The following is a 23,509-nucleotide window of genomic DNA, read 5'->3' as shown; positions in this document are numbered from 1 at the left end:
GAAAGAGAGAAGCGGCTTCCCGACTCGGGAAGCCGCTTTTGCATGCGCGTAAGAGGTTGTAGAGACGGAGCTTCGGGGCGATGGTATCTTCTTTTAAAACATTACCCAATCGAGCTGAAGGGTCCCTGCCATGAGCCGCCGTAACTGTCTGTTTCCTCTCTTGAGTATTGCGGCTCTTTTCGCCAGCCGCGCGCTCTTTGCCCAGACCCCGACCTTCGCCGAAGCGCCGTTCTCTGCTACCGTGGCGGAGCTGCGCGCGGCCTCGGCTGCCGCGCCGGTCGATCACGACTACGAGGTGCAGGTGCTGCTCGAAGAGGGTGTCTTTCGCACGGCGGCGGACGGCACGCTGTTCTATCAGCACAGGATGATCTACCGGCTCGACTCCGCCGAGGGCGTGAAGGACTGGGCCGAGATCTCCTCGGGCTGGGACCCGTGGTACGAGAAGATGGCCGGTCTGCATGCGCGCGTTCTGCGGCCGGACGGAGACTTCATCGAGCTGGACCAGAAGACCGTGACCGACGCGCCGGTGAGTGCGGAGGACAACGAGACCTTCTCCTCCAGCCGCGTTCGTCGCGCGCCGCTGCCGGGCCTCGCGATCGGGTCGATCGTCGAAGAGACAGAGACGGTGGAGGAGAAGACGCCGTACTTCGCCGGCGGCAGCGTGAACCGCTTCGGCTTTCACCCCAACGTGCCGACGCTGCGCGAGCGTGTGATCGTCGAGCTGCCTGCCTCGTTCCCCTACAAAGACAAGCTGCGCAACCTGCCGGGGGTCGCCATCGCGCGGTCGGAGAAGGATGGCGTCCGCCGCACGGTCTATGAGGAGACGAACCTCAAGGCTTCGCACGGCTCGGACATCGACCTTTCGACCGATGACCCTGCCTCGCCGGTGGTGGAGTTCGCGACGGGCGCGTCGTGGGGCGCGATTGCAACCTCCTATGCCGCGCTGGCCGATCCGCAGACCGTCGCCGCCGAGGCCGCGCCGTTGCTGCCTGAAGACCTGCCGGCGGAGCGGATGGCCCGCATCCGCGCCATCGTGCAACGTCTGCACCGCGAGATTCGCTATACCGGCGTGGAGTTCGGCGCGGCCAAACTGACGCCCATGCGGCCATCCGAGGTCATCAAGCGGCACTACGGCGACTGCAAGGACAAGGCGACGCTGCTGGTGGCGATGCTGCGCTCGGCCGGCATCCCGGCGAATCTGGCGCTGCTCTCCACCGGGCCCGGTCGCGATCTGGACCAGGAGCTGCCGGGGATGAATCTCTTCGACCATGCCATCGTCTATGTGCCGGCCGGCAGCGGCAAGGGCGAGGAGGCTCTGTGGATCGACGCGACCGCACAGTACAACACGGTGGGTTCGCTGCCGTATCCCGATACCGGCCGCATGGCGCTGATCGTCGCGCCCACGACGACCGCGCTGACCCGCACGACGATGCCTTCCGCCGATCAGTCGGTGTTGAAGGAGACGCGTACCTTCACGCTGGCGCAGCTCGGTCCCTCGCATGTCGTCGAAGACTCCGATACCTTCGGCTCGATCGATGCCTTCTACCGCAGCGACTACGGCGGCACGGATACGAAGAAGATTCGCGAAGGGCTGGAGGAGTACGTCCAGACCGCCTACCTGGCGAAGAAGCTAACCTCGGTGACGCACGGCGATGGGTCCGATCTGGAGCATCCCTTTCACCTGACCATCGTCGCCGATGGCGCGCGTCGCGGGTATACCTCGATGAATGAGGCGATCGTGGCGGTCTTTCCGAACGGCACGGTGAACGGATTGCCGAAGTGGTTCTCGGTGGCTCCTCCGGTGATCGGCCCGGACACTTCGCCGACGGCTCGCGCGGAGCAGGAGCTGGCGGAGAAGAGCCGGCAGGCGACCTACAGCTTTCGCCCGTTCATCACGGAGCAGCACGTCCGCATTCTCATCCCGGACGGATTCACGCCGCGCTCGCTGCCGCCCAGCAAGACGACGCAGCTTGGAGCGGCGACCCTGACCGAGACCTACAGCGATAGGGAGCCCGGAGTCGTTACGGCGGACCTGCGCTTCGACAGCGGTCTTTCGACCATCACCGCGGAGCAGGCGCTGGCGATGCGCGCCGCCGTGCTGGAGTTGAACAAGCGCGATTATGTCGCGATCTACTTCGACCAGATCGGCGCGAAGGCAATGGCCGCGGGGCATATCCGCGAGGCGCTGGAGGCCGATCACGCGCTCATTCAAGCGCATCCCGCGGAGGCGCTGCACCATGCGCGGCTGGCGAGGGCGTTGCTGGAGGCAGGCATCGGCGACGAGGCCCACGTCGAGGCGCGGCGTGCGACCGAGCTCGATCCGAAGTCAGCAGTCGCCTTCTCGGCGCTGGGCTGGGTGCTGCAGCATAACAGCCTCGGCGAACGCTTCGGCAAGAACTACGACCGTGCCGGCGCGATCGCGGCTTATCGCAAGGCCATCGCACTGGATCCCGACGATAACGATCCGCCGTACGACCTGGCGATCCTGCTGGAGTTCGACGCGCGCGGCGTGCGCTATTCCTCCGATGCCGACATGCCGGAGGCGATCAAGCTGTATCGCTCGCTGGTCGAGAAGACCAGGGAGAAGGATCCGCAGTCGGCCGCCTCCTATCGTGAAAATCTGCTCTACAGCCTGCTCTACTCGCGGCAGTTCGCGGAGCTGGACAAGATGATCGCGGCGTTGCCTTCGACGAATACGCATACTGTCTTTGCGATCACCTCCGCCGCCGCGCAGCATGGTGCGCCGGCGGGTATCGCGCAGGCCGGCCAGGGGAACGCGGGCGCATCCGACAGAAACAAGAACCTGCGGACGGCGGCCACCCAGCTTGCGATGCTGCATCTCTACGCGCAGGCTGCCGAAGTGCTGAGCGCCGGCCTGCAGGGCGACAACGACGCAGCCACGGCTGCCCGGCAGATCGAGCTCTATAAGAATCTGCACGAGACCTCGTTGAAGCCGCTGCCCGCGACGAACCCCGCGCGGCCGGTGCAGGCGATGCTCTTCGGCCTGCTGGCCGGCACGTTGACGCGGGAGCAGGCCGCCGGCGCGCTCAGCCATCAGGCTTACGCCAGCGACGCTGCGTTCGATCTGGATGTGAAGAAGAATCTGGCGAGCTCCGGCGTTTTGCGGGTGATTGCATCCCGTTCCGACATGACCGAATCGGTGCTGATGGATCTGGTCGCCGGCAACTCGACCTTCACCACCGCCGGGGGAGACGATGCGATCGGCTATGCCATCGTCACGCAGACGCCGGGCGCCGCGCCTCTGCACCACTATGTCGTGAAGGACGACGGCGCCTACCGGATCATTGGAGACGAGAACGATTCGGCGCAGATCGGCAATGCGGTGCTCTACGCGCTGCAGCATGGCAAGCCCGCGGAGGCGAAGGCAATGCTGGACTGGAAGCGCGATCTGACCCACAGGGCCGGAGGCGACGACAGCTTCGCCGGACCGCTGCTGCCTCGGTTCTGGACCGTGGGCAGCTCGAAGGAAGGCGCCGACTCGCCGGCCGCGATGCGGATTGCGGCTTTGTCGCTGATGGCTGGATCGATGGATGCGAAGCCCTACCTTGCCGAAATCGGCGATGCGCAGGCGAAGGCCTCCGGCTCCCGGCAGACCGACCTCGACCTGCTGCTGGCCTGCGCGGCCGATGGCGCCGAGGAGCCCGCGATCGCCCTGCCGGCGGCAAAGCGTCTGATGGAGCAGGATCCCGATTCCTTTACGGCGGTGAATCTGGCGGGACGTGCGTACAGCCTGCAGGGGCAGCCGGAGCCGTGGCGGACATTGCTGACGTCGAAGCTGGCGAAGCATCCCACCGACCGCGACCTGTTGAGCGAGCAGATTGGCGTCTTCGCCCTGGCGCACGACTTCGCCGGCGCGCAGACCGCCTCGCAGAAGGTGCTGGACTCCGGCAAGGCCGTCGCGAACGACTACAACCAGTTCGCCTGGCTTGGCCTCTTCCACGACTACCTGGGAGATGACGTGACCAAGGCTGCGCAGCAGTCGAACATGCTGACGCATAACGGCAGCTTCGGGGAACTCCATACGCTCGCCTGCATCTACGCGGCGCAGGGTAAGACGACGGAGGCGAGGGAGGTGCTGAAGCAGGCGCTGGTCGCCTCCAGCCAGCCGGAGCCGAACTCCGAGGTCTGGTACGCGCTGGGTCTGATCTACGAGCAGTACGGCGCGAAGACCGCGGCGCTCGAAGCCTATAACCGGGTCTACGCGCATGAGTTCGACGACCACACCTACATCGGTCCGACGTCAACCTACGTGCTGGCGCAGGCGCGGATCAAGAGCCTTGGCGGCGCAGGGAAGTAGACGCCGGACAACAGAAAGCCCCGGATTCGATCGCTCGAGTCCGGGGCTTCCTGTTTGCCGCGATGGCGTGGAGACTTAGTACATGCCGTCCATGCCGCCGCCGCCGTGGTTGTGTCCGCCGCCCGCCGCTTCCTTCTTCTCCGGAATCTCGGCGATGATCGCCTCGGTGGTGAGGAGAAGGCCGCTGATGCTGGCTGCGTTCTGCAGGGCAGTGCGGGTGACCTTTGTGGGGTCGATGACGCCGGCAGCAACCAGATCCTCATAGACGCCGGTTCCGGCGTTGTAGCCGAAGCTGGAATCCTTGGACTCGTGGATCTTGCCGATGACGACCGAACCCTCTTCGCCGGCGTTGCCGACGATGGTGCGGAGAGGCTCTTCGATGGCGCGGCGGATGATCGATGCGCCGATCTTCTCGTCGCCTTCGAGGGTCTTGATGAGCGCGTCGACTGCGGGGATCGTACGGATCAGCGCTACGCCGCCACCCGGGACGATGCCTTCCTCGACGGCCGCGCGGGTTGCATGCATCGCATCCTCGACACGGGCCTTCTTCTCCTTCATCTCGGTCTCGGTGGCTGCGCCGACCTTGATGACGGCAACGCCGCCAACCAGCTTGGCGAGGCGCTCCTGGAGCTTCTCGCGGTCGTAGTCGGAGGTGGTCTTCTCGACCTGAGCGCGAATCTCCTTCACGCGGGCCGCGATATCGGCCTCATCGCCGCCGCCATCCACGATCGTGGTGTTGTCCTTGTCGATGGTGACGCGCTTGGCGGTGCCGAGATCCTCGAGCTTGACGCCCTCGAGTTTGATGCCCAGATCCTCGGTGATCGCCTTGCCGCCGGTCAGCTTTGCGATGTCTTCGAGCATCGCCTTGCGACGATCGCCGAAGCCAGGCGCCTTGACCGCAGCGACGTTCAGCGTGCCGCGCAGCTTGTTGACGACCAGGGTCGCGAGCGCTTCGCCGTCCACGTCTTCAGCGATGATGACGAGGGGCTTGGCGGTGCGTGCGATCTGCTCGAGCAGGGGAAGCAGGTCCTTCATCGACGAGATCTTCTTCTCGTAGATCAGGATGTAGGGGTTCTCCAGGGCAGCTTCCATGCGCTCTGCGTCGGTGACGAAGTAGGGCGAGAGGTAGCCGCGGTCGAACTGCATGCCCTCGACGACATCGAGCTGCGTCTCCATCGTGCGCGACTCTTCGACGGTGATGACGCCGTCCTTGCCCACCTTGGTCATCGCGGCGGCGATGATGGAGCCGATCTGGTGATCGGAGTTGGCCGAGATGGTTCCGACCTGGGCGATCATGTCGCCGGTGACGGGCTTCGAGAACTCGGCGAGAGCGCCGCCAACCACTGCGCCGTTCTCATCGCGCTTGCCGATGATGGCCTCGACAGCCTTGTCGATGCCGCGCTTGAGAGCAGCGGGGTTCGCGCCGGCGGCGACGGTCTTCACGCCTTCGCGGAAGATGGCCTGGGCGAGGACGGTTGCGGTCGTGGTGCCGTCGCCGGCGATGTCCGAGGTCTTCGAGGCGACTTCCTTCACCAACTGCGCGCCGACGTTCTCGATCGGATCGGCAAGTTCGATCTCCTTGGCGACCGTGACGCCGTCCTTGGTGATGGTGGGCGAGCCGAACTTCTTCTCGATGACGACGTTGCGGCCCTTGGGACCGAGGGTCACCTTGACGGCGTTCGCCAGAATGTTGACGCCGCGCAGGATGGCCTGGCGCGAATCTTCTCCGTGCAGAATCTGTTTTGCCATGATGCTTTTGCTCCTGGTACTTCGTACCGTTTTGGACGCCTTGCGGCGTGAATGCTGATTACGCCAGAATGCCGAGGACTTCTTCTTCGCGCATGATGAGCAGGTCTTCGCCGTCGAGCTTGATCTCGGTGCCGGAGTACTTGCCGAACAGGATCGTGTCGCCAGCCTTCACGTCGAGCGGGAATACCTTGCCCTCGTCGTTGGACTTACCCTTGCCGACGGAGACGACCTTGCCCTGCTGGGGCTTCTCTTTGGCGGAGTCCGGGATGATGATGCCGCCGCGAACCGTCTCGCCCTCTTCGACACGACGGACCAGAATCCGGTCATGCAGGGGGGTAAAGGATGTTGTTGCCATGCGATGAGTCTCCTCTAAAGCTGTTTTGTGTTGCGGGTGAGCAGATGCCTCGCTCGGCGACAGTCGCGCCGGAAGACTGGGCTGCTCGGGGAGGCGCCAGGGCCGGTCAGGCCGTTAGCAGTCTCGCCCTACGATTGCTAACTTTAGGCGGTTGAGGCGGGTCGTGTCAACTCTGTGTTGTGAAATGTGAGTGAAAGTGACGCAACTCTGTTCGGGTTGCCTGCGGTTCGACCATTCGCGCAGTTAAGTCGTAGAATGCAGAGCATGTCGTTCTTTCGCCGTATCTCCGCCACCGCTCTTGCTTTGACCTTCGCCACCGGACTGGTCTGCCCGCAAAACCTCGTAGGGCAGGATGACTCCGCACGCCGCGGACGCAAGTACAAGGCGCCGCCGGAGGTCTCGCACATCGAGATCACGGTGATCAAGGGAACGAACAAGAAGCCGATCGCGAACGCGGCCGTCATCTTCCATCCGATGAAGGACGGCAAGGACGAGGGCAATCTCGAGGTCAAGACCGACCCGGACGGCAAGGCGGTCATCGATGTGATTCCAACCGGCAGCCGGGTGGTGGTGCAGGTGCTCGCGGATGGCTTCGCGACCTACGCCGAGACCTTCGACATTCCCGAAAGCTCGCGTTCGATCCTGGTCGCGATGAAGCGGCCGCAGGCGCAGATCTCGAAGTACGAGGACAACCGCGACAAGCCCGCCGACCGCAAGCCGGGCGTGCAGGAGCCGGACAGCGCACCAAAGGTCGAGCCGCCGCCGGCGAGCGCCAAGTAAGGATTCGAAGGATTTCATGGATAGGTTGTTGACAGGGAAGACTGTGCTCGTCACGGGCGCGGCTCGACGTATTGGGCGCGCCATTGCGCTGAAGCTGGCTGAGGCCGGCGCGGATGTGGCGATCACCTATCGCGGCTCGCACGACGAGGCTGCGGCCACGGTGCGGGACCTCGTCGCGCTCGGGGTGCAGGCGAGCGCCATGCAGTGCGACGTGGCCGATCCCGCGTCGGTGCGCAACGCCGTGGCGGAGACCGTTGCGGTCCACGGCAGGCTGGATCTGCTGGTCAATAATGCCGGGGTCTTCGCCTCGGAGGCGCTGGAGTCGATCACGGCCGACCAGTGGGATGCGATGTTCGCGACCAACACACGGGGGCCGTTCCTGATGGCGCAGGCGGCGCATCCGTACCTGAAGGCCGCGTATGGGCGCATTGTCAACATCGGCTCGCTGGGCGGCATTCAGCCATGGGCGACGCACGCGCATTACTGCACGTCGAAGGCGGCGCTGCATATGCTCTCGCAGACGATGGCCAAGGCGTGGGCGCCGGAGATCAGCGTGAACTGCGTGGCGCCGGGCATGATCGTGCAGGGCGAGGTCGGCGCGGCGTACCAGCACTTCGCCGACCGGACGCCGATGAAGCGCAACGGTACCGCCGCGGATGTGGCCGAGGCGGTGCTATTCTTCGCGACCGGCCCGCGCTTTATCACGGGCCAGTTGCTGGCCGTCGATGGCGGATTGGGACTGTAGGGCAGATCTGCGTAGCGCATCTGCAGTCCCTCAGCGGCTAAAGCCGCTTCGATCGCCGAGCTTTTATGGCGGGACTGAAGTCCCGCCCTTTCAAAACGGCTCAGCCCTTTCAAAACAGGGCTCCGTTCAAAGGAGTTCTAACGTCCGAAGAGCCGTTGGAAGATTCCCGGCCTCTTTGTCTCCTCTTCCAGCCCAAGGGGCTCTTCCACCGGGCGAAAGCTCTTGCCGTGGAAGGCGGCCATCGGGTTCGTGGTTACGAGGCTCTCGGCGTACTGGGCGCCATACTTCTTTGCCACCAGGTTCGCTGCGGCGCGCATGCGTGGCGGACGTCCGGTGAGACCGTGTGCATCGGAGGCGATGAAGTGGACCCAGCGCTTTTCGAGCAGCGTCCACGCCATCTTTTCGGCTTTTTTCCCCATCTGGCCGGTCACGGAGTCGGCCGTGACCTGCACGAGCAGACCGCCGCGCATCCACTCCAGCATGCGGTCGTTGTTGGCGACCAGCGTGGGGTTGCGTTCGGGATGCGTCAGCACGGGCGTCATCCCGGCGACCCGCAGATCGTAGAAGATATCGGTCAGCCCCTTGGGCAGGCCGAAGTCCGGCAGCTCGACCATGAGGTAGCCGAGGCCGTTGATGCTGAACTTTGTCTTGTCGGCACGCGCCTCTTCGATGTTCTCGTAGTTGACGTGGAAGTCCGAGCCGAGCCCGAGGGTAAGAGGAATCTGCTCGGCTTCGAGGCGAGCCTTCAGCTCTTCCAGCTTCGCGCGGTTCAACTCAGGGTTGAAGGTGTAGTTGCTGTTCGCGTGCGGGGTGCAGACGACGTGGGTGATGCCGTCGTCGGCGGCGAGGCGCGCCATCTTGACCGAGGTCTCGAAGTCCTTCGCGCCGTCGTCCAAACCCCACAACAGATGATGATGTATATCGACCATATGGGTATGAGCCTGTCTTTACGTCTTGAGTTGCCGCGAAGGCTAACGTGCGCCCGCGACAAGCGACTGCGCCATAGACTGAAAGAGCAGCAGGCCGTCGGCCGAGCCGAGCAGCGATTCGCTCGAACGGTCCGGGTGCGGCATCATGCCAAGCACGTTGCGTCCCTCGTTCAGCACGCCGGCGATGTTCTCGAGCGAGCCGTTGGCGTTGGTTGCCGCGTCGCATGTTCCGGCTGAGTCCGCATACCGGAAGGCGATGCGATCCTCGCGGTTGAGCGTGGCGAGCGTGTCGGCGTCGCAGAAGTAGTTGCCTTCCATGTGGCCGATGGGCATCTGCAGCACCTGTCCTTTGGCGATGCCGTGGGTGAAGGGCGAGTCGGCGGTCTCGGTCCGCAGGTGTACCTGCTTGCAGATGTAACGCTGGCTGGCGTTGCGCATGAGCGCGCCGGGCAGAAGGCCCGCCTCGGCGAGGATCTGGAAGCCGTTGCAGATGCCGAGCACCAGGCCGCCATTCGCGGCGAACTTCTTGACCGACTGCATGACCGGCGCGAACTTGGCGATGGCGCCGGTGCGCAGGTAGTCGCCATAGGCGAAGCCGCCTGGCGCCACGATGGCGTCGCAGCCCTCAAGGTTCTCGGACGCATGCCAGAGGAAGGTCACAGGATGGCCGGCGACCTGGTCGATGACGTTGTAGGTATCGTGGTCGCAGTTGGAACCGGGAAAGACAAGCACGCCGAATTTCATAGCTCTAGTTTACAGACGTTTTAGCGCATTACACTCGAAGAGATGCCCTACGATCTCAAACCGTGTGCCGTGCCCGAGCCCTCCGCGACGGGCGACCTGACGCTCTTCGAACGGGTCTATCCCGCGCCGACCCATGCCTATCGCTCGCCCTTCCAGCGGGACCGCGACCGGATCGTACAGTCGCGCGCCTTTCGCCGGCTGGCGGGCAAGACGCAGGTCTTCACCAGCCGCGCGTCGGACCACTTCCGTTCGCGTCTGACCCACACGATCGAGGTCGTGCAGATTGCGCGCGAGGTGGCGTGCGCTCTGGGGCTGAATGAGGATCTGGCCGAGACGCTCGCGCTGGTGCACGATATCGGGCATCCGCCCTTCGGCCACGCGGGCGAGCGCGCGCTCGACCGCTGCCTGCAGCGGCACGGACGCCGCTTCGACCACAATCTGCATGCGCTGCGCATCACCGAACACTTCGAGCAGCGCTATGCCGCGCATCGCGGGCTGAACCTGACGCTGGCCGTGCGCGAGGGAATCATCAAGCACTCGCGCGACTATAACGTGGCGACGCACCCGGAGCTGGCGGACTATTTTCTCGATCAATCGCCGCCGCTCGAGGCGCAGATCATCGACCTGGCGGACGAGATCGCGTACCTGACGGCGGATCTCGACGATGGCGTCGAGTCGGGCCTGCTGGAGGTGTCGCACATCGTCAGGCATGTGCGTATTCTGGCTCGTTGTTACGCGGCCGTGGAGCGTGAGCATCCCGAGATCGACGACAAGTACAAGTTCAACGAGTCGCTGCAACTGATGCAGAACACGCTGACCGAAGACCTGATCGCCAATACGCGCAAGAATACGGCGGCGATCGGGGCGAAGTCTCTGGCGGACATCCGGCGGCATCCGCGGCGGCTGGCGACGTTTTCGCCCAAGGTGGAGTCGGAGAGGCTGCAGGAGAAGCAGTACCTTTACGACACGCTCTACACCTGCCATGCGCTCGATCTGGAGCATACGAAGGCCGAGGAGGTCGTGACGGCGCTGTTCAACTTCTGGGTCGAAAACCCGGACGAGCTGCCCGAAGGATACTTCGAGGAGAGCGAGCAGGAAGGTCTGGCGCGGGTGGTGGCGGACTACATCGCCGGCATGACGGATGCGTACATCCTGATGCAGTACGCGGCGATCAAGCGGACGATTCGACGCTGACCGCGCGGGATTCGAGAAGAGGCATCGAGCTGGTAAAGTTTGGCATGCCGATTGCCTTATCCCTGGATAAGCCCCGATTCTCGCGCGCCGCACAGGCCGAGGTCAGGCGGATTTCCACAGGGAGGGCCACAACCCGCATGCTGAGCACGACCGCCGACTCAAGGGATCACTTCACGCTCTACGCGACTCCAGCGACGGACTCGTACCAGGTCTTCGTCTACCCGGCGGTACCGGGGACGGGGCAGGACTTCGAGGTGCCAGCCTCTCGATTCGCTGAGTTTCAGCGGCTGCGGCAAAGTCATGTGGAGGAGAATCAACTCGATGGCATCGCGGACGTGTTCATGTATTCGCTGACGGAGGATGATCTGCGGGAGCTCACCTCGTTCTTGCCGGGGCCAGGCGCGCGGCGGATTCGAGCAGCGCAGGCCGCATGATGGGCCAGGAGTCTATTCCACGAACGTGCTACGAAAGATGTCCTGGAGCGATGGAAGAAATTACAGGCTGCTTAGAGAGATCGCTAAGCAGCCTGTAATTTTTGTTCGAATCTGAGGTTAGCGGACCTTCCAGCGGGTGGAGAGGGCGGCCAGTTTGTCTTCCATGCTTTGCGGCGGTGGCGCTTTGGGTTGGGGCTTCTGCTGGGGGCGTGAGGGCTGTCCGGGGCGCTGCTGACCGGGCTGGGGCGGGCGGGCGCCTTGCGGCTGCGGACGCTGACCACCCTGCGCAGGCGTCATGAGGGCCTTCATGCTGAGCGCGATGCGCTTGCTGACGGTGTCGACCGAGAGCACCTTGACCTTGACGATCTGACCGGCCTTGACGGCTTCGGACGGCTCCTTGATAAAGCGGTTCGAGAGTTCTGAGATGTGAACGAGACCGTCCTGGTGGACGCCGATATCGACGAACGCGCCGAACTTCGTCACGTTAGTGACGACGCCTTCGAGGATCATGTCGGGAACGACGTCCGTCAGCTCTTTGACGCCCTCGTGGAAGGCCGGGGCGACGAACTTGTCGCGCGGGTCGCGGCCGGGGCGGCGCAGCTCGGCGAGGATGTCGTTGAGGGTGAAGGAGCCGGCCTGGAGTTTGGACTTGTCGACCTTGTCGAGGAGGCTGGGGTTGAGGATGATCTCCGCGATGCTGGCGCCGACGGTCTCGGCGAGCTGGTTGACGACGGCGTAGGACTCCGGGTGGACGGCGGTGGAGTCGAGCGGCTGCTCCCCGCCGCGGATGCGCAGGAAGCCGGCGGCCTGCTCGAAGGACTTCGGCCCAATGCCGGGGACTTGTTTGATCTGCGCGCGCGAGGTGAAGCGGCCGTTGGCGTCGCGGTAGGCGACGATGTTGAGCGCGGTGCGCTCGGTGATGCCGGCGACGTAGCGCAGCAGCGTCCAAGAGCTGGTGTTCAGGTCGACGCCGACCTTGTTCACGCAGGTCTCGATGACGGCTTCGAGCGACTGCTGGAGCTGGCGCTGGTCGACGTCGTGCTGGTACTGGCCGACGCCGATGGACTTGGGGTCGACCTTGACCAGTTCGGAGAGCGGGTCTTGGAGGCGGCGCGCGATGGAGATGGCGCCGCGGACGGTGAGGTCGAGATCGGGGAACTCCTGTCGCGCCACGTCGGACGCCGAGTAGACGCTGGCGCCGGACTCCGAGACCATGACCTTGAAGATATCGGTGAGCTTGTGCTCGGCGAGGAAGTCGCGGACGAAGGAATCGGTCTCGCGCGAGGCGGTGCCGTTGCCGATGGCGATGGCGCGGACGTCATGCTGCTTGACCAGGTGGGCGAGGGTTTGGGTGGCCTTCGCGGTCTGGCCGGTGTGCGGGTAGATGACGTCGTGGGCGAGGAACTTGCCCGTTTCGTCGACGACCGCGACCTTGCAGCCAGTCCGCAGGCCGGGATCGAGGCCGAGGACCGAGATGGGGCCGGCGGGCGCGGCCAGCAGCAGGTTGGCAAGGTTGTCGCGGAAGACGCCGATGGCGTCAAGGTCGGAGCGCTTCTTGAGTTCGAGGCGGATCTCGCCCTGGATCGACGCGCTGAGCAGGCGGCTCCAGCAGTCTTCGATGGCGAGGTCGAGCTGTGGAGTCCAGTCGCCTTCGGCCTTGTGGATGCCGGCGCGCAGGAGGCCGGTGGCGCGGGCGGGGTCAAGCTCGATGAGGAAGTACAGGATGGATTCGGCCTCGCCGCGGCGGATGGCGAGCATGCGGTGCGAGGGGATGGTCTTCACCGGCTCGCGGTAGTCGTAGTACATCTTGAACTTGCCCTGCTCATCCTTCTTTTTGCCGTCGGATTCTGAAGCCTTGCGGGAGACGATGACGCCCTCGTCGAAGAGGAGCTGGCGGGCGGCCTTGCGGAGTTCGGCGGTCTCGGAGATGGTCTCGGCCACGATGTGGCGGGCGCCTTCGAGGGCGTCGTTGATGGTGGCGACCTCTTTCTCCGGATTGATGAAGGTCTGCGCGAATTCGAGCAGCGGCGTGCCGGTCGCGGTCTGTGCCCAGAGGTAGTCGGCCAGCGGTTCCAGGCCTTTTTCGCGCGCGATGGTGGCCTTGGTGCGGCGCTTGGGGCGGTAAGGCAGATAGAGGTCTTCGAGTTCGGACTTGTCGAGCGTCTTCTCGATCCTGGCCTTCAGCTCGTCGGTCAGCTTGCCCTGTTCGGCGATGGAGGCCAGGATGGTCTCGCGGCGGGAGACGAGGTCGCGGAAGTAGCCGAGGCGGTCTTCGATGTCGCGGATCTGCACCTCGTCGAGCGCGCCGGTGGCCTCTTTGCGATAGCGCGCGATGAAGGGAACGGTGCCGCCCTCGTCCAGCAGCCCGATGGTTGCGACCAGCGAGTGCAGGGGCACGTTGAGGGTCTTGGCGATGTGAAGGAGGATTTCGGGAGAAAGGGTCTTTGCGTCTTGCTTTTGGTCAGCCATGATCTGAGTTCGATCTTAAATGGGTTGGCGGAGGAAAAGGGGCAAGGGCAACAGCGGATTCCCTGCGGGAATGACAAACGAAAGGACGAGCAACGACAAAAGCTATTTGGTGAGTGGCAGGTCGAAGGTGCCCATGCGACCGTTCGAGGCGTCGCGGACGACGAAGCGCAGGTGGGTGGCTTTGGGCCGGGGGCCGAGTTCGATGGCGAAGCGTGCGAGTTGAGCGCTGGAGTGCAGGTCGACGTTGGGGTTCGCGGTGGCGGTCTCGGAGTGCAGAGTGTGCGAGAGGATCTTGTTCTTCGCCGAGAGTGCGACGACCAGCACTTCGACGTTCGCGGTGCTCGCGCCGTTGGACTGGGAGGTCCAGGTCAGGCCGTCGGCGTGGACGTGCAGGATGAACTCGCCAGGCTTCGAGTCGGCTTCGACGGTAAAGTCGAGGCCGTGAAGCGGCAGGTCGGCGGTGGCGGCGTTGTTCAGGTCGTAGCCGATGGTGTCGCGGGTCTTGGCGGTCTTCGAGCCGGTGGTGTAGTAGCCGTCGTGGGTGCGGACGGTGAGGCCGGGACGCAGGCAGACGACGCGGATGTGGCGGAAGGCGCCGGGGGTCTCCGCGTTGTCGGTGGGGCGGTAGCCGAGGGTGTAGGACTGGGTGCCGGAGAGAACGCCGTCGTTGATGTAGCGGTCGACGTCGTTCTGGCCGCGGATGCTGCGTCCGCCGGTGACGGGGCCGAGGTGATCGAAGTCGAGGTTGGTGTCGAAGGGCGAGAGGATGTTGCCGGCCGAGGAGCCGCCGATCGAGAAGACGCCCATCTGGTCGTCGTTGATGATCTCGTCCATCGTCGGCAGGGTGGAGGTGGGGTCGATGGAGTAGAGGCTGATGCGTGAGTCGAGCAGGGTGTCGGTCACGTGCTGGAGCATGTTCTTGAGCATCGTGTCGGTGCCCGGGGTGAGGGCGTCGGGGTCGACCGAGGGGAAGCCGGCGCCGACCCAGATGAGGTTCTTGTGCGCGCGGATCGGCGCGGAGTTCTGCGCGATCTGTTCGAGCACGGAGATGGAGCGGTCGAGGCGATCGCCGACGCCGGGGCCGGCGGACTTCGACTGTTCGAGCGCCCAGGCCTGCGAGGGCACATGCTTCGCGAGCGCGCCAAGCAGGCGGCCGCGGTCGAGCGTATAGGGCGAAAGCTGCTGGAAGCCGGAGTCGCGCACGACGAGCAGCTCGGTCGGCTGGGTGAGGGTGGCGGGCTGCTTGTTCAGGTAGTCCTTGAGGCACTTGATGCCGTAGGCGAGGTCCGAGAAGTGCGTGTTGACCTCATCCAGCACGAGGATGGTGACGGGCGAGGAGCCGAAGACGCGGGGCTGCGCGGGGTCGAAGATGGTCGCGGCGGTGACGTTGGGCGGCAGGGTGTGGTCGGCGGCGCTCTCGAAGCTGACGATGCGCTGAAGCTGCTTCTCCTCGAAGACCTGGAAGTCCTTCGCCGTCAGGCCGGAGACGGGGTGGCCCTCCTTGTCGACGACGCTGACGTCAAGCAGCACCAGACGCGAGGTGACGCGCAGGGTGTTGATGCCGGGCGGAAGGTCGTCCTGCGCGAGAACCGCGACGGATGGGACGAGAAGCAGGGAGCAGAGCAGCAGGCGCAGCGCGGAGAAAGATGTCATAGGGAAAGAAGAGCGCCGGAGCGACTCGTTCGCCTAGTCTACCGGAGAATCGGCGTGAATTAAGACTTGATGAAGAGAGATATCGCTGGGCGGGAGAGCCGCCGGGCTGTAAGAATAGCGGGATGCCGACCTCTTCGCGCTCCAGCTTTGTACGCCTGTGGGCTCCGTGCGTGGCGATGCTGCTGCTATCGCTGCTGAGCTACGCGGACCGCAGTGTGCTGGCCATTCTTTCGCCGACGATCCTCGCAGACCTGCACCTGAACGCTCAGCAGTATGGCTATGCGGTCTCGGTCTTCAGCGTTTGCTACATGTTAGCCAATCCGGTGTGGGGTTGGTGGATCGACCGGAAGGGCGTCTGGATTACGATCCTGGCCGCCGTGGCGGTGTGGTCGCTGGCCTCCGGCAGCCACGCGCTGATGGTGGGACTGGGCGGGATGTGTCTGGCGCGCGGGGTGCTGGGCTTCGGCGAGGGCGCGACCTTTCCGGCGGGGCTGGCGACCGTTGCTGACACGCTGCCTGTGGAGAAGCGGTCGTTCGGGCTGGGGCTGGCCTACAGCGGCGGATCGCTGGGCGCGGCGCTGACGCCGCTGCTGATCACGCCGGTGGCGATCCGGTATGGCTGGCGGTCGACCTTCTACGTGACGGCGGTGATGGGGCTGCTTTGGATCGGGCTCTGGGTGTGGCTGCGGGCGAGCGGACTTTATCCGGCTTCGGCGCCTGCTATCGCCTTGCCTGTGTCTCAAGGGAAGGCCGGGCGGTGGAACCGGAATCTGTTTGCGACGGTCTCGATCTATGGGCTGGGTTGTGCGCCGCTGGCGTTCGGTCTGTATGCGGCTCCGCTCTACCTGTCGCGCGTGCTGCATGTGGGACAGGCGTCGCTGGGGCATCTGCTGTGGGTTCCGCCGGCGGGTTGGGAGGCGGGGTATCTGTTCTGGGGAAAGGTCGCGGACCGGCGGAATGCTCGCCGGGCAGGGCCGCCGGGGAAGCTATTCGCCGGGCTGATGGTCAGTGGGTTTCTGATTGTACTGGCGCCGTTGGCGGCTACGTGTGCGCGGCCGATTCTGGCGACGATGACGATCTTCTTCTTGCAGATGTTTATCGCGGGTGGGTTTGTCGTGCTGTCGCTGGCCGATGGCATGAACGCGCAGAGGAAGGAGCACTCCGGCTTTCTGGCTGGGTTTGCGATCTCCTGCTGGGCCGGCGTGACCGGACTGCTGACGCCGGTGCTGGGGCACTTCTTCGACCAGCGGGAGTTTGCGCGAGGGTTCTGGCTGATCGCGGTGCTGCCGGTGGCGGGGGTGGCGCTTTGGAAGTTGTTGCGGGTGCGGTCGGTGGAGTAAGAGGCCCTTTTTGTTTGTCATTCCCGAAGGGAATCTGCTGTCCGTCTCTTGCCTGTGTGGCGGCAAAAGCGAACAGCAGATCCTCCGCTTCGCGAAGGATGACAAGCAAGGAGCAACAACAAAGGCAAAAGCAGATTCCCTTCGGGAATGGCAAACAAGGCGCCGTTACACGTTGAACTTGAAGAAGAGGATGTCCCCGTCCTTGACGACGTATTCCTTGCCTTCGGAGCGGAGCAGGCCCTTTTCCTTCACGGCCTGTTCGCTGCCGTATTTGAAGAGGTCTTCGCAGTGGTAGCAGTCGGCTTTGATGAAGCCGCGCTCGAAGTCGGAGTGGATGACGCCCGCGGCGCCGGGGGCTTTGGTGCCCTTCTTGATCGTCCAGGCGCGGACCTCCTGCACGCCTGAGGTGAAGTAGGTATAGAGGCCGAGGAGCCGGTAGGCGGCGTGGATGAGGCGGTCGAGGCCGGGCTCTTCGAGCCCCATCTCGGCGAGGAACTCGGCGCGCTCGTCGGCGGGCAGCTCGGCGATGTCGGCCTCCATCTGGCCGCAGATGCGGACGACCTCGGAGTTCTCCTCGGCAGCGCGCTTTTCTACTGCGGCGGTCCAGTCGTTGCCGGTGGAGAGTGCGGACTCGTCGACGTTGGCGACGTAGAGCATGGGCTTCGCGGTGATGAGGAAGAGGTCGCGCGCGATGAGCTTCTCGTCGTCTTCGAGGTCGACGGTGCGCGCCGGTTTGCCTGCGTTCAGAGCCTCGCGGAGCTTCTGGATCGCGGACCACTCGGACTTCTGCGCGGCGGTGGCGGATTGGCTCTTGGCGGCCTTCTCGGACTTCACGGCGCGCTTCTCGACCGTGTCGAGGTCGGCGAGCAGCAGCTCGGTGTTGATGACGTCGATGTCGCTGAGCGGGTTGACGCCACCGGCGACGTGGATCACTTCGGGGTCGGCGAAGCAGCGCACGACGTGCAGGATGGCGTCGGTCTGACGGATGTGCGAGAGGAACTGGTTGCCGAGGCCTTCGCCCTTGCTGGCGCCTTCGACGATTCCCGCGATGTCGACGAACTCCATCGTTGTCGGCACGATGGAGTTCGGCTTGACCATGGAGACGATCTTGTTCATGCGCGCATCCGGCACGGGCACGACGCCGACGTTCGGGTCGATGGTGCAGAAGGGATAGTTCGCCGCCTGGGCCTTGGCCGAGGTGAGGGCGTTGAAGATGGTGCTCTTGCCGACGTTGGGCAGGCCTACGATTCCTACGTTGAGGGGCATTTCGTTGTCCTTGTCTTACTTGTCAAATCAAACTGGGGTGCCGCACGTTCGCTTGTGATTGCGTCTCGAAGCTCTGCTTAAGGGCACGGCTTCAGCCGTTCCGTCATGTGCTGCGAAAAAACCGGCTTTAGCCGCTGGGGTACGCTCTTCGTCTGCGTTGGCACTCGTTTCAAGCGTACCTCAGCGGCTGAAGCCGCAGAGCAAAGGCGGCGGTTACGGCACGGCTGAAGCCGTGCCCTTAACACGACTTATGAGGCGGTCTCGGTCTGCTTCGCCTGCGGGCGGAGGAGCGGGAAGAGGATGACGTCGCGGATGCTCTTGCTGCCGGTGAGGATCATGGTGAGGCGGTCGATGCCGATGCCTTCGCCGCCCGTGGGGGGAAGACCGTAGCCGAGAGCGCGGACGTAGTCTTCGTCCATGTGCATGGCCTCGTCGTCGCCGCGGTCGCGCTCCTTGAGCTGGTCGAGGAAGCGCTCGCGCTGTTCGAGAGGGTCGTTCAGCTCGGAGAAGGCGTTGCCTACCTCGAAGCCGCCGATGTAGAACTCGAAGCGCTCGACCCAGTCTGGCTCGTCCGGCTTTTGCTTGGAGAGCGGCGAGACGGCCAGGGGAAAGTCGTAGATGATGGTGGGCTGGGTTAGGTTCGAAGCAAATGGATTCTCTCCGACAACCTCGAAAAGTGTCGCGATACATTTCCCCAGAGGCGCACCTTCGGCCAGTTCTACGATGACATTAACGAATCCTTTCTTGAACGCATCACCTGCGGCCAAGGTTCTGTGCATTTGACGAATAGCGGTGACCAGAGTGCCGTCCTTTTGCGGATTCGACCATTCAGCGGTAGGCACATCCTTAGACCATTCGCGGAACACAGGCAGATAAGTCTCTGCCGCTTTCCTTAGGACCTGAACGAAAAGATCTCGACTTTGGAAGCAATTGGAACTAGGAGCGTCGCCAAACTCACTAGGCCACCACTTGATGATCGCCTCGCGCATGGAAAGCTTGGTCCACTTGCCCAAATCAATCTCCACCCCATTGAAGTTGGCAATCGTCGTCCCATTCACCTCCATCGCCACGAACTTCACGATCTCTTCCGTCAGGTCCATCAGGTCGTGGTAGTTCGCGTAGGCCTGGTAGAACTCGAGCATCGTGAACTCGGGGTTGTGGCTGGTGTCGACGCCTTCGTTGCGGAAGTTGCGGTTGATCTCGTAGACGCGGTCGAGGCCGCCGACGACCAGGCGCTTCAGATAAAGCTCCGGCGCGATGCGCAGGCTGAGGTCAATGTCGAAGGTGTTGTGGTGGGTGATGAACGGGCGGGCCGCCGCGCCGCCGGCGATGCCGACGAGCATGGGGGTTTCGACCTCGATGTAGCCGCGCTCGTCGAAGTACTTGCGCAGGGCGCGGAGGACGGCGGCGCGCTTGACGAAGACCTCGCGGACGTTCGGCGGCGGTGCTTCGCTGACGACCGGGGTGGCCTCGGTGGCGGTGGCGAAGGGCTCGGTGCTGTTGGCGACCACCGGGGCGGGGCCGTGCTCGGTCTGCTTGGCCGACTGGCCGGTGTTCATGAAGAGGTCGACATAGCGCTGGCGGTAGCGGAGTTCGACGTCTTCGAGGCCGTGGTACTTGTCGGGCAGGGCGAGCATCGCCTTGGCGAGGAAGGTGATGGTGGCGACCTGGAGCGTCGTCTCGCCGCTGCGCGTGACGAAGAGGTGGCCGGTGACGCCGATGTGGTCGCCGAGATCGAGCAGCTTGGCGAGCGCGAGGGCGTCCTCGCCGACGACATCCTTCTTGATGTAGATCTGAAGTCGCTTGCCGCCTTGCTGCAGGTTGGCAAAACCGGCTTTGCCCTGAATGCGAATCTGCATGAGGCGGCCGGCGACGGCGGCATGGACTGGGTTGGCTTCGAACTCGGCCTCGGTGAAGGGCTGGGGGCGGTCGATGTAAAGCGCGCGCAGCTCGGGGATGGTGTGGGTGAAGGCGAAGTGGTTCGGGTAGGTCGCTTCGGCGTAGGTCAGGCCGGCGCGCTCGCCGATCTCGGCGATCTGGCGCAGCTTATCCTGACGCAGGCGGTACATGTTTTCTTCAAACTCGGATTCGAACAAGATCTTTCCTCAAGAGCCGAACGGGCTCGTCTCTTCTAGAGTATCGCGTTCGGAAGCGTAGAATAGTCTGGCGATGGCAGACGGTAAGAACAAAGGCAGTATGCGGGAGCTGGTGACGGCGGAGTCCATGATCCAGGTGGCGATCGCGCTGCCGGTGGGCTGTGTGCTGGGCTGGCTCTTTGGAACGTGGCTGGACCACAAGTTCGGCCAACACTGGATCGGCGTGGTCGGCATCCTGATGGGCGCGGTTGGCGGGTTCATCCAGATCTTCCGCACGGCCTCGCGCTACCTGGGGCAGTCAAAGTGAACGAGTTGAAGACATTTAAGACGATGTCGGACTATACCGACGACGATTTCAAAGAGACGATGCGTTCGGCGATCAAGCTGGAGCTGATTCTGTGCCTGGTGGCGATTCCTGCGCTGTGGTGGAAGCTGGGTTGGGGAAGCGCGGCGCTGCTGGCGGTGGGCGCGCTGATCTCGGGCTCGGGGCTGTGGGAGTGGCTGCGGCTGATGTCGGCCGTGATGGTCCGGATGGACGCGGGCGGCGAGACGAAGCCGATGGCGCTGATCCTGATCGGGTTCTTCCTGCGTCTGGGGCTCGCCGTGGTGCTGCTCTATGTTAGTCTTAAGCTACTGAATGGTTCGGTTTTCGCTCTCGCAGCCGGCCTTGGGTTGGGTGTTTTCTGCCTCACAATCCAGGCAATCCGGTTGATGAAGGCCTGGACGGTATAGGCGGCTTTAGCCGGACTCTTCGGTAATTCCGGGCTTCCCCGACAAATTGGAATTATGCCGACACAGCGCCTTTTGACTGAAGTTCTGAATCATGCCTTCGCCGGTCCGGTGACCTCGCTGCTACGTGCCCTGCACATTCAGCCGACGTATCCGAATGCACCCATCAGCAACGCCTTCGCGATGGAGCTGCTCGTCTTCGCGATTCTGATCGCCTACTTCCTGATCGTGCGGGCGACGTTGAGCGTCGAGACGCCGGGCGGATTCCAGCATCTCGCGGAGATGACCCACGAGTTCGTCGGCGGACAGAGCGAGAGCATCATCGGCCACGGTCACGAGCGCTTTGCGAGCTACCTGACCGCGACCTTCCTGTTCATCCTGGTCTCGAATCTGATGGGCTTGTTCCCGGGCCTCGAGTCGCCGACTGCCGACGTGGTCGTGCCGCTCGGTCTCGCGATCTGCATCTTCCTCTACTACCACTACCATGGCATCCGGGCGAACGGCTTCGGCTACATCAAGCAGTTCCTGGGACCGGTTTGGTGGCTGTACTGGCTGCTGCTGCCGATCGAGATCATCTCGCACTTTGCGCGCGTGCTCTCGCTCACGGTTCGTCTGTATGCGAACATGTTCGCCGGCGACCTGCTGACGCTCGCGTTCTTCTCGCTGGTTCCGGTTGGTATCCCGCTCGTCTTCCTCGGTCTGCATCTGGGCGTGGCTTGCATTCAGGCTTACATCTTTATGCTGCTTTCGACGATCTATCTGTCGCTGGCTGTCTCGCACGACCACTAGAGCTGGTGGTCGTGAGTAAGTCCAAGTTTGACCGTGGGATCTTCTCCCCCCCACGGGGTTCTGCGCCGCTTAGCGTGAGGGCGCCAGCACGGTGAGCGTCAACCACCCACTGGCGGCGAATTCTGGGAGAGTTGGAGATTCACGATGCGTATGCTTCAGATGGTATTCATGTCCCTGGCTGTGTTGCTGCTCGCAACGCCGGCCTTCGCGCAGACCGCAACCAGCGGTCCGATCAACCTGGCTCCCATCGGCGCCGGCCTTGCCATGGCGATCGCCGCCGGTCTTTGCGGCCTCGGTCAGGGCAAGGCGACTGCCTCCGCCGCAGAGGCGCTCGCGCGCAACCCGGGCGCACGCCCCGGCCTGTTCACCTTCCTCATTCTCGGTCTGGCGTTCATCGAGTCGCTCGCACTGTTCACGTTCGTCATCATCTTCCTCACCAAGTAAGTACGGTTTTGGAAGTGCGCTTTATGCGCAAAAGAGCCCTCCCGCGTGGAGGGCTCTCTTGTTTGCGGCGCGATGTCAGCTATGCAGCGGGTCGGGCGTCTGCAGGCCGGCGGGATTGTCAGGCAGCGCGGCGCGGCGTTCGCCGGGGCCGGGATGTGAAGGGTGCGGGGCTGGCTGGTGTTCGCCGTTCTCGCTATGCTCGCCGACGATGGTGCGGTTCCTGCCCGTGTCTTTCGCCAAGTAGAGCGCCTTGTCTGCCCGGTGGATGATGTCTTCCAGGTCTCGATCGCCGGGCTGCAGGGTGGTGACTCCAAAGCTGGCCGTAAGGGTGAAGCTATAGCTTCGGTAGCGGATCTCCAACGCGGCGAGGCGCAGGCGGGTTCGCTCGGCGACGAGCAGGGCTCCGGCTTCGGTGGTGTTAGGCAGAAGCAGGACAAACTCCTCGCCGCCGAGTCGGGCGACGATGTCGTTGGTGCGGAGGGCCTCGACGATGCAGGTCGCGGCGGTGCTGAGGGCGACGTCGCCGGCGTCGTGGCCGAAGCGGTCGTTGACCGACTTGAAGTGGTCGAGGTCGCAGATGAGCAAGGCGAGCGGCGTCCCGATGCGGGTGGCGTAGGCGATCTCGCGTTCGGCGTGCTTGGTCAGAGCGCGGCGGTTCAAGAGGCCGGTGAGGACGTCGGTGTGGGATTGCTGTTCAAGCTCGGACTGGAGTTGCGCCATGGCGAGCCAGAGAAAGGCCATGCAGGTCATGACGGCCGTCATGACGGGGACCAGCAGCAGGAAGGAGTTCAGGCTCTGGCCTTCATCGAGGATGGAGAGTGGATGATTGTGAATGGCCTGCATGGCTCGCACACAGTGGACGACGATCCAGAGCAGGGAGATGATCGCCAGGCCGACCCTGGGCATGCGCGTGCGTGCCGGACCGCTGCGCAGAACGAGGAGGATGAGCAGCGTGAACTGGATGACGTTCGCGATGCTGTACACGAGCACCCGTGAGGCCATCTGCTCGTGGAGGAAGATGAAATAGCTGATGAGCAGCAGCGGCGCGGAGGTCACATAGAGGATCGTCTTGAAATGCCTCTTTACGCCGATCAGGTCGGCTACGCCCCAGTAGATGAACAGGTTCGCGAAGAGAAGCAGGGTGTTCGAGAACAGAATGAAGATGGGGTGGCGCAGATGGTTGCGGAGGGCGATCAACTCCAGCCCGGAAGCGGCTGAGATATAGCCCACGATGAACCAGCGAATGCCTTTGAGGCCGGGCGTACTGAATTGGATCAGCAGCAGGTAGCCGATGACTCCCAGCAGGACGCAGGCGGTCAACTCATAGATCGTGCGAATATCCAAAGATCACGGCCCGGACAAGAGAGGATGTGTTCGCAAACATGGCTGGCGATCATCCGCATGGGGCCGGTGTGTTCTGTCGTCGCAAAACATCTCCGCCCAGCGGACCAAGCCTGAGCGGAAGGATACGACAT

General features: G+C 63.8%; 19 protein-coding genes. 10 read left to right on the top strand and 9 right to left on the bottom strand.

The features are described from left to right. Positions 1–130: 130 nt before the first annotated feature. The gene (locus tag CHB87_RS09060) at positions 131–4,318 is read left to right on the top strand and encodes a transglutaminase family protein (RefSeq protein WP_089408075.1); all 4,188 of its coding nucleotides are present in this window, start codon (positions 131–133) and stop codon (positions 4,316–4,318) included. Positions 4,319–4,393: 75 nt separating this feature from the next. Here CHB87_RS09060 and groL read toward each other — a convergent pair whose 3' ends face one another. Together groL and CHB87_RS09050 are read right to left on the bottom strand one after the other, a co-directional pair. Then, entirely contained in the window at positions 4,394–6,067 is a 1,674-nt protein-coding gene (gene groL / locus CHB87_RS09055) for a chaperonin GroEL (protein ID WP_089408074.1), read from the bottom strand. 58 nt (positions 6,068–6,125) lie between these two features. Next, positions 6,126–6,422, bottom strand: a complete 297-nt coding sequence (locus tag CHB87_RS09050; RefSeq protein ID WP_089408073.1) for a co-chaperone GroES — start codon at positions 6,420–6,422, stop codon at positions 6,126–6,128. Between the two features lie 264 nt (positions 6,423–6,686). Here CHB87_RS09050 and CHB87_RS09045 point away from each other — a divergent pair, with 264 nt between their 5' ends. Together CHB87_RS09045 and CHB87_RS09040 are read left to right on the top strand one after the other, a co-directional pair. After that, complete coding sequence (locus tag CHB87_RS09045; RefSeq protein ID WP_089408072.1) at positions 6,687–7,202, top strand: carboxypeptidase-like regulatory domain-containing protein; 516 nt, start codon at positions 6,687–6,689, stop codon at positions 7,200–7,202. 16 nt (positions 7,203–7,218) lie between these two features. Then, positions 7,219–7,947, top strand: coding sequence for an SDR family NAD(P)-dependent oxidoreductase (locus CHB87_RS09040; protein ID WP_089408071.1), 729 nt, complete (start codon positions 7,219–7,221; stop codon positions 7,945–7,947). A 137-nt stretch (positions 7,948–8,084) separates the two neighbouring features. Here CHB87_RS09040 and CHB87_RS09035 read toward each other — a convergent pair whose 3' ends face one another. Beyond that, on the bottom strand, positions 8,085–8,876 hold the full coding sequence (locus CHB87_RS09035) for a tyrosine-protein phosphatase (RefSeq protein ID WP_089408070.1): 792 nt from the start codon (positions 8,874–8,876) through the stop codon (positions 8,085–8,087). A gap of 42 nt (positions 8,877–8,918) precedes the next feature. After that, positions 8,919–9,620 carry a phosphoribosylformylglycinamidine synthase subunit PurQ gene (gene purQ / locus CHB87_RS09030; RefSeq protein ID WP_089408069.1) on the bottom strand — a complete coding sequence of 234 codons (702 nt, stop codon included), beginning with the start codon at positions 9,618–9,620 and terminating at the stop codon, positions 8,919–8,921. A gap of 42 nt (positions 9,621–9,662) precedes the next feature. Here purQ and dgt point away from each other — a divergent pair, with 42 nt between their 5' ends. Continuing rightward, positions 9,663–10,814, top strand: a complete 1,152-nt coding sequence (gene dgt / locus CHB87_RS09025; RefSeq protein ID WP_089408068.1) for a dGTP triphosphohydrolase — start codon at positions 9,663–9,665, stop codon at positions 10,812–10,814. A 137-nt stretch (positions 10,815–10,951) separates the two neighbouring features. Then, positions 10,952–11,248, top strand: a complete 297-nt coding sequence (locus CHB87_RS09020) for a hypothetical protein (RefSeq protein ID WP_142988282.1) — start codon at positions 10,952–10,954, stop codon at positions 11,246–11,248. Between the two features lie 117 nt (positions 11,249–11,365). Here CHB87_RS09020 and CHB87_RS09015 read toward each other — a convergent pair whose 3' ends face one another. Continuing rightward, positions 11,366–13,717: a Tex family protein gene (locus CHB87_RS09015; protein WP_089408066.1), complete on the bottom strand. Its 2,352-nt coding sequence runs from the start codon at positions 13,715–13,717 to the stop codon at positions 11,366–11,368. A gap of 102 nt (positions 13,718–13,819) precedes the next feature. After that, positions 13,820–15,370 carry a VWA domain-containing protein gene (locus CHB87_RS09010; RefSeq protein ID WP_089408065.1) on the bottom strand — a complete coding sequence of 517 codons (1,551 nt, stop codon included), beginning with the start codon at positions 15,368–15,370 and terminating at the stop codon, positions 13,820–13,822. Positions 15,371–15,492: 122 nt separating this feature from the next. On the opposite strand from CHB87_RS09010, the gene CHB87_RS09005 reads away from it, so the two are divergent. Beyond that, entirely contained in the window at positions 15,493–16,710 is a 1,218-nt protein-coding gene (locus CHB87_RS09005; RefSeq protein ID WP_089408064.1) for an MFS transporter, read from the top strand. Between the two features lie 165 nt (positions 16,711–16,875). Here the strand turns inward: CHB87_RS09005 and ychF are convergent, their stop codons facing one another. Next, positions 16,876–17,976, bottom strand: coding sequence for a redox-regulated ATPase YchF (gene ychF / locus CHB87_RS09000; protein WP_089408063.1), 1,101 nt, complete (start codon positions 17,974–17,976; stop codon positions 16,876–16,878). 248 nt (positions 17,977–18,224) lie between these two features. Beyond that, positions 18,225–20,045 carry a lysine--tRNA ligase gene (locus CHB87_RS08995; RefSeq protein WP_245817893.1) on the bottom strand — a complete coding sequence of 607 codons (1,821 nt, stop codon included), beginning with the start codon at positions 20,043–20,045 and terminating at the stop codon, positions 18,225–18,227. 100 nt (positions 20,046–20,145) lie between these two features. Between CHB87_RS08995 and CHB87_RS08990 the strand changes: the two genes are divergently transcribed. From CHB87_RS08990 to CHB87_RS08975, 4 genes are all read left to right on the top strand, one after another. After that, a complete protein-coding gene (locus CHB87_RS08990) occupies positions 20,146–20,379 on the top strand; it encodes an AtpZ/AtpI family protein (RefSeq protein WP_089408061.1) in 234 nt (77 codons plus the stop codon). A 5-nt stretch (positions 20,380–20,384) separates the two neighbouring features. Next, on the top strand, positions 20,385–20,804 hold the full coding sequence (locus CHB87_RS08985; protein ID WP_245817892.1) for a hypothetical protein: 420 nt from the start codon (positions 20,385–20,387) through the stop codon (positions 20,802–20,804). 54 nt (positions 20,805–20,858) lie between these two features. Continuing rightward, positions 20,859–21,590 carry a F0F1 ATP synthase subunit A gene (gene atpB / locus CHB87_RS08980; protein WP_089408059.1) on the top strand — a complete coding sequence of 244 codons (732 nt, stop codon included), beginning with the start codon at positions 20,859–20,861 and terminating at the stop codon, positions 21,588–21,590. Between the two features lie 144 nt (positions 21,591–21,734). Next, the gene (locus CHB87_RS08975; RefSeq protein WP_089408058.1) at positions 21,735–22,034 is read left to right on the top strand and encodes an ATP synthase F0 subunit C; all 300 of its coding nucleotides are present in this window, start codon (positions 21,735–21,737) and stop codon (positions 22,032–22,034) included. A gap of 75 nt (positions 22,035–22,109) precedes the next feature. Here the strand turns inward: CHB87_RS08975 and CHB87_RS22740 are convergent, their stop codons facing one another. Continuing rightward, positions 22,110–23,378: a GGDEF domain-containing protein gene (locus CHB87_RS22740; protein WP_089408057.1), complete on the bottom strand. Its 1,269-nt coding sequence runs from the start codon at positions 23,376–23,378 to the stop codon at positions 22,110–22,112. Positions 23,379–23,509 lie beyond the last annotated feature (131 nt).

This window comes from Granulicella rosea, from assembly GCF_900188085.1.
GTDB lineage: Bacteria > Acidobacteriota > Terriglobia > Terriglobales > Acidobacteriaceae > Edaphobacter > Edaphobacter rosea.
Note: the sequence above shows the minus strand (reverse complement) of the source record. Positions and strands in the feature narration are given on the sequence as shown.

Bases quoted from the DNA above. Each gene is read 5' to 3' on its own strand.
- CHB87_RS09060 (WP_089408075.1), top strand. From the start codon at position 131: ATGAGCCGCCGTAACTGTCTGTTTCCTCTCTTGAGTATTGCGGCTCTT.
- groL (WP_089408074.1), bottom strand. From the start codon at position 6,067: ATGGCAAAACAGATTCTGCACGGAGAAGATTCGCGCCAGGCCATCCTG.
- CHB87_RS09050 (WP_089408073.1), bottom strand. From the start codon at position 6,422: ATGGCAACAACATCCTTTACCCCCCTGCATGACCGGATTCTGGTCCGT.
- CHB87_RS09045 (WP_089408072.1), top strand. From the start codon at position 6,687: ATGTCGTTCTTTCGCCGTATCTCCGCCACCGCTCTTGCTTTGACCTTC.
- CHB87_RS09040 (WP_089408071.1), top strand. From the start codon at position 7,219: ATGGATAGGTTGTTGACAGGGAAGACTGTGCTCGTCACGGGCGCGGCT.
- CHB87_RS09035 (WP_089408070.1), bottom strand. From the start codon at position 8,876: ATGGTCGATATACATCATCATCTGTTGTGGGGTTTGGACGACGGCGCG.
- purQ (WP_089408069.1), bottom strand. From the start codon at position 9,620: ATGAAATTCGGCGTGCTTGTCTTTCCCGGTTCCAACTGCGACCACGAT.
- dgt (WP_089408068.1), top strand. From the start codon at position 9,663: ATGCCCTACGATCTCAAACCGTGTGCCGTGCCCGAGCCCTCCGCGACG.
- CHB87_RS09020 (WP_142988282.1), top strand. From the start codon at position 10,952: ATGCTGAGCACGACCGCCGACTCAAGGGATCACTTCACGCTCTACGCG.
- CHB87_RS09015 (WP_089408066.1), bottom strand. From the start codon at position 13,717: ATGGCTGACCAAAAGCAAGACGCAAAGACCCTTTCTCCCGAAATCCTC.
- CHB87_RS09010 (WP_089408065.1), bottom strand. From the start codon at position 15,370: ATGACATCTTTCTCCGCGCTGCGCCTGCTGCTCTGCTCCCTGCTTCTC.
- CHB87_RS09005 (WP_089408064.1), top strand. From the start codon at position 15,493: ATGCCGACCTCTTCGCGCTCCAGCTTTGTACGCCTGTGGGCTCCGTGC.
- ychF (WP_089408063.1), bottom strand. From the start codon at position 17,976: ATGCCCCTCAACGTAGGAATCGTAGGCCTGCCCAACGTCGGCAAGAGC.
- CHB87_RS08995 (WP_245817893.1), bottom strand. From the start codon at position 20,045: ATGTACCGCCTGCGTCAGGATAAGCTGCGCCAGATCGCCGAGATCGGC.
- CHB87_RS08990 (WP_089408061.1), top strand. From the start codon at position 20,146: ATGGCAGACGGTAAGAACAAAGGCAGTATGCGGGAGCTGGTGACGGCG.
- atpB (WP_089408059.1), top strand. From the start codon at position 20,859: ATGCCGACACAGCGCCTTTTGACTGAAGTTCTGAATCATGCCTTCGCC.
- CHB87_RS08975 (WP_089408058.1), top strand. From the start codon at position 21,735: ATGCGTATGCTTCAGATGGTATTCATGTCCCTGGCTGTGTTGCTGCTC.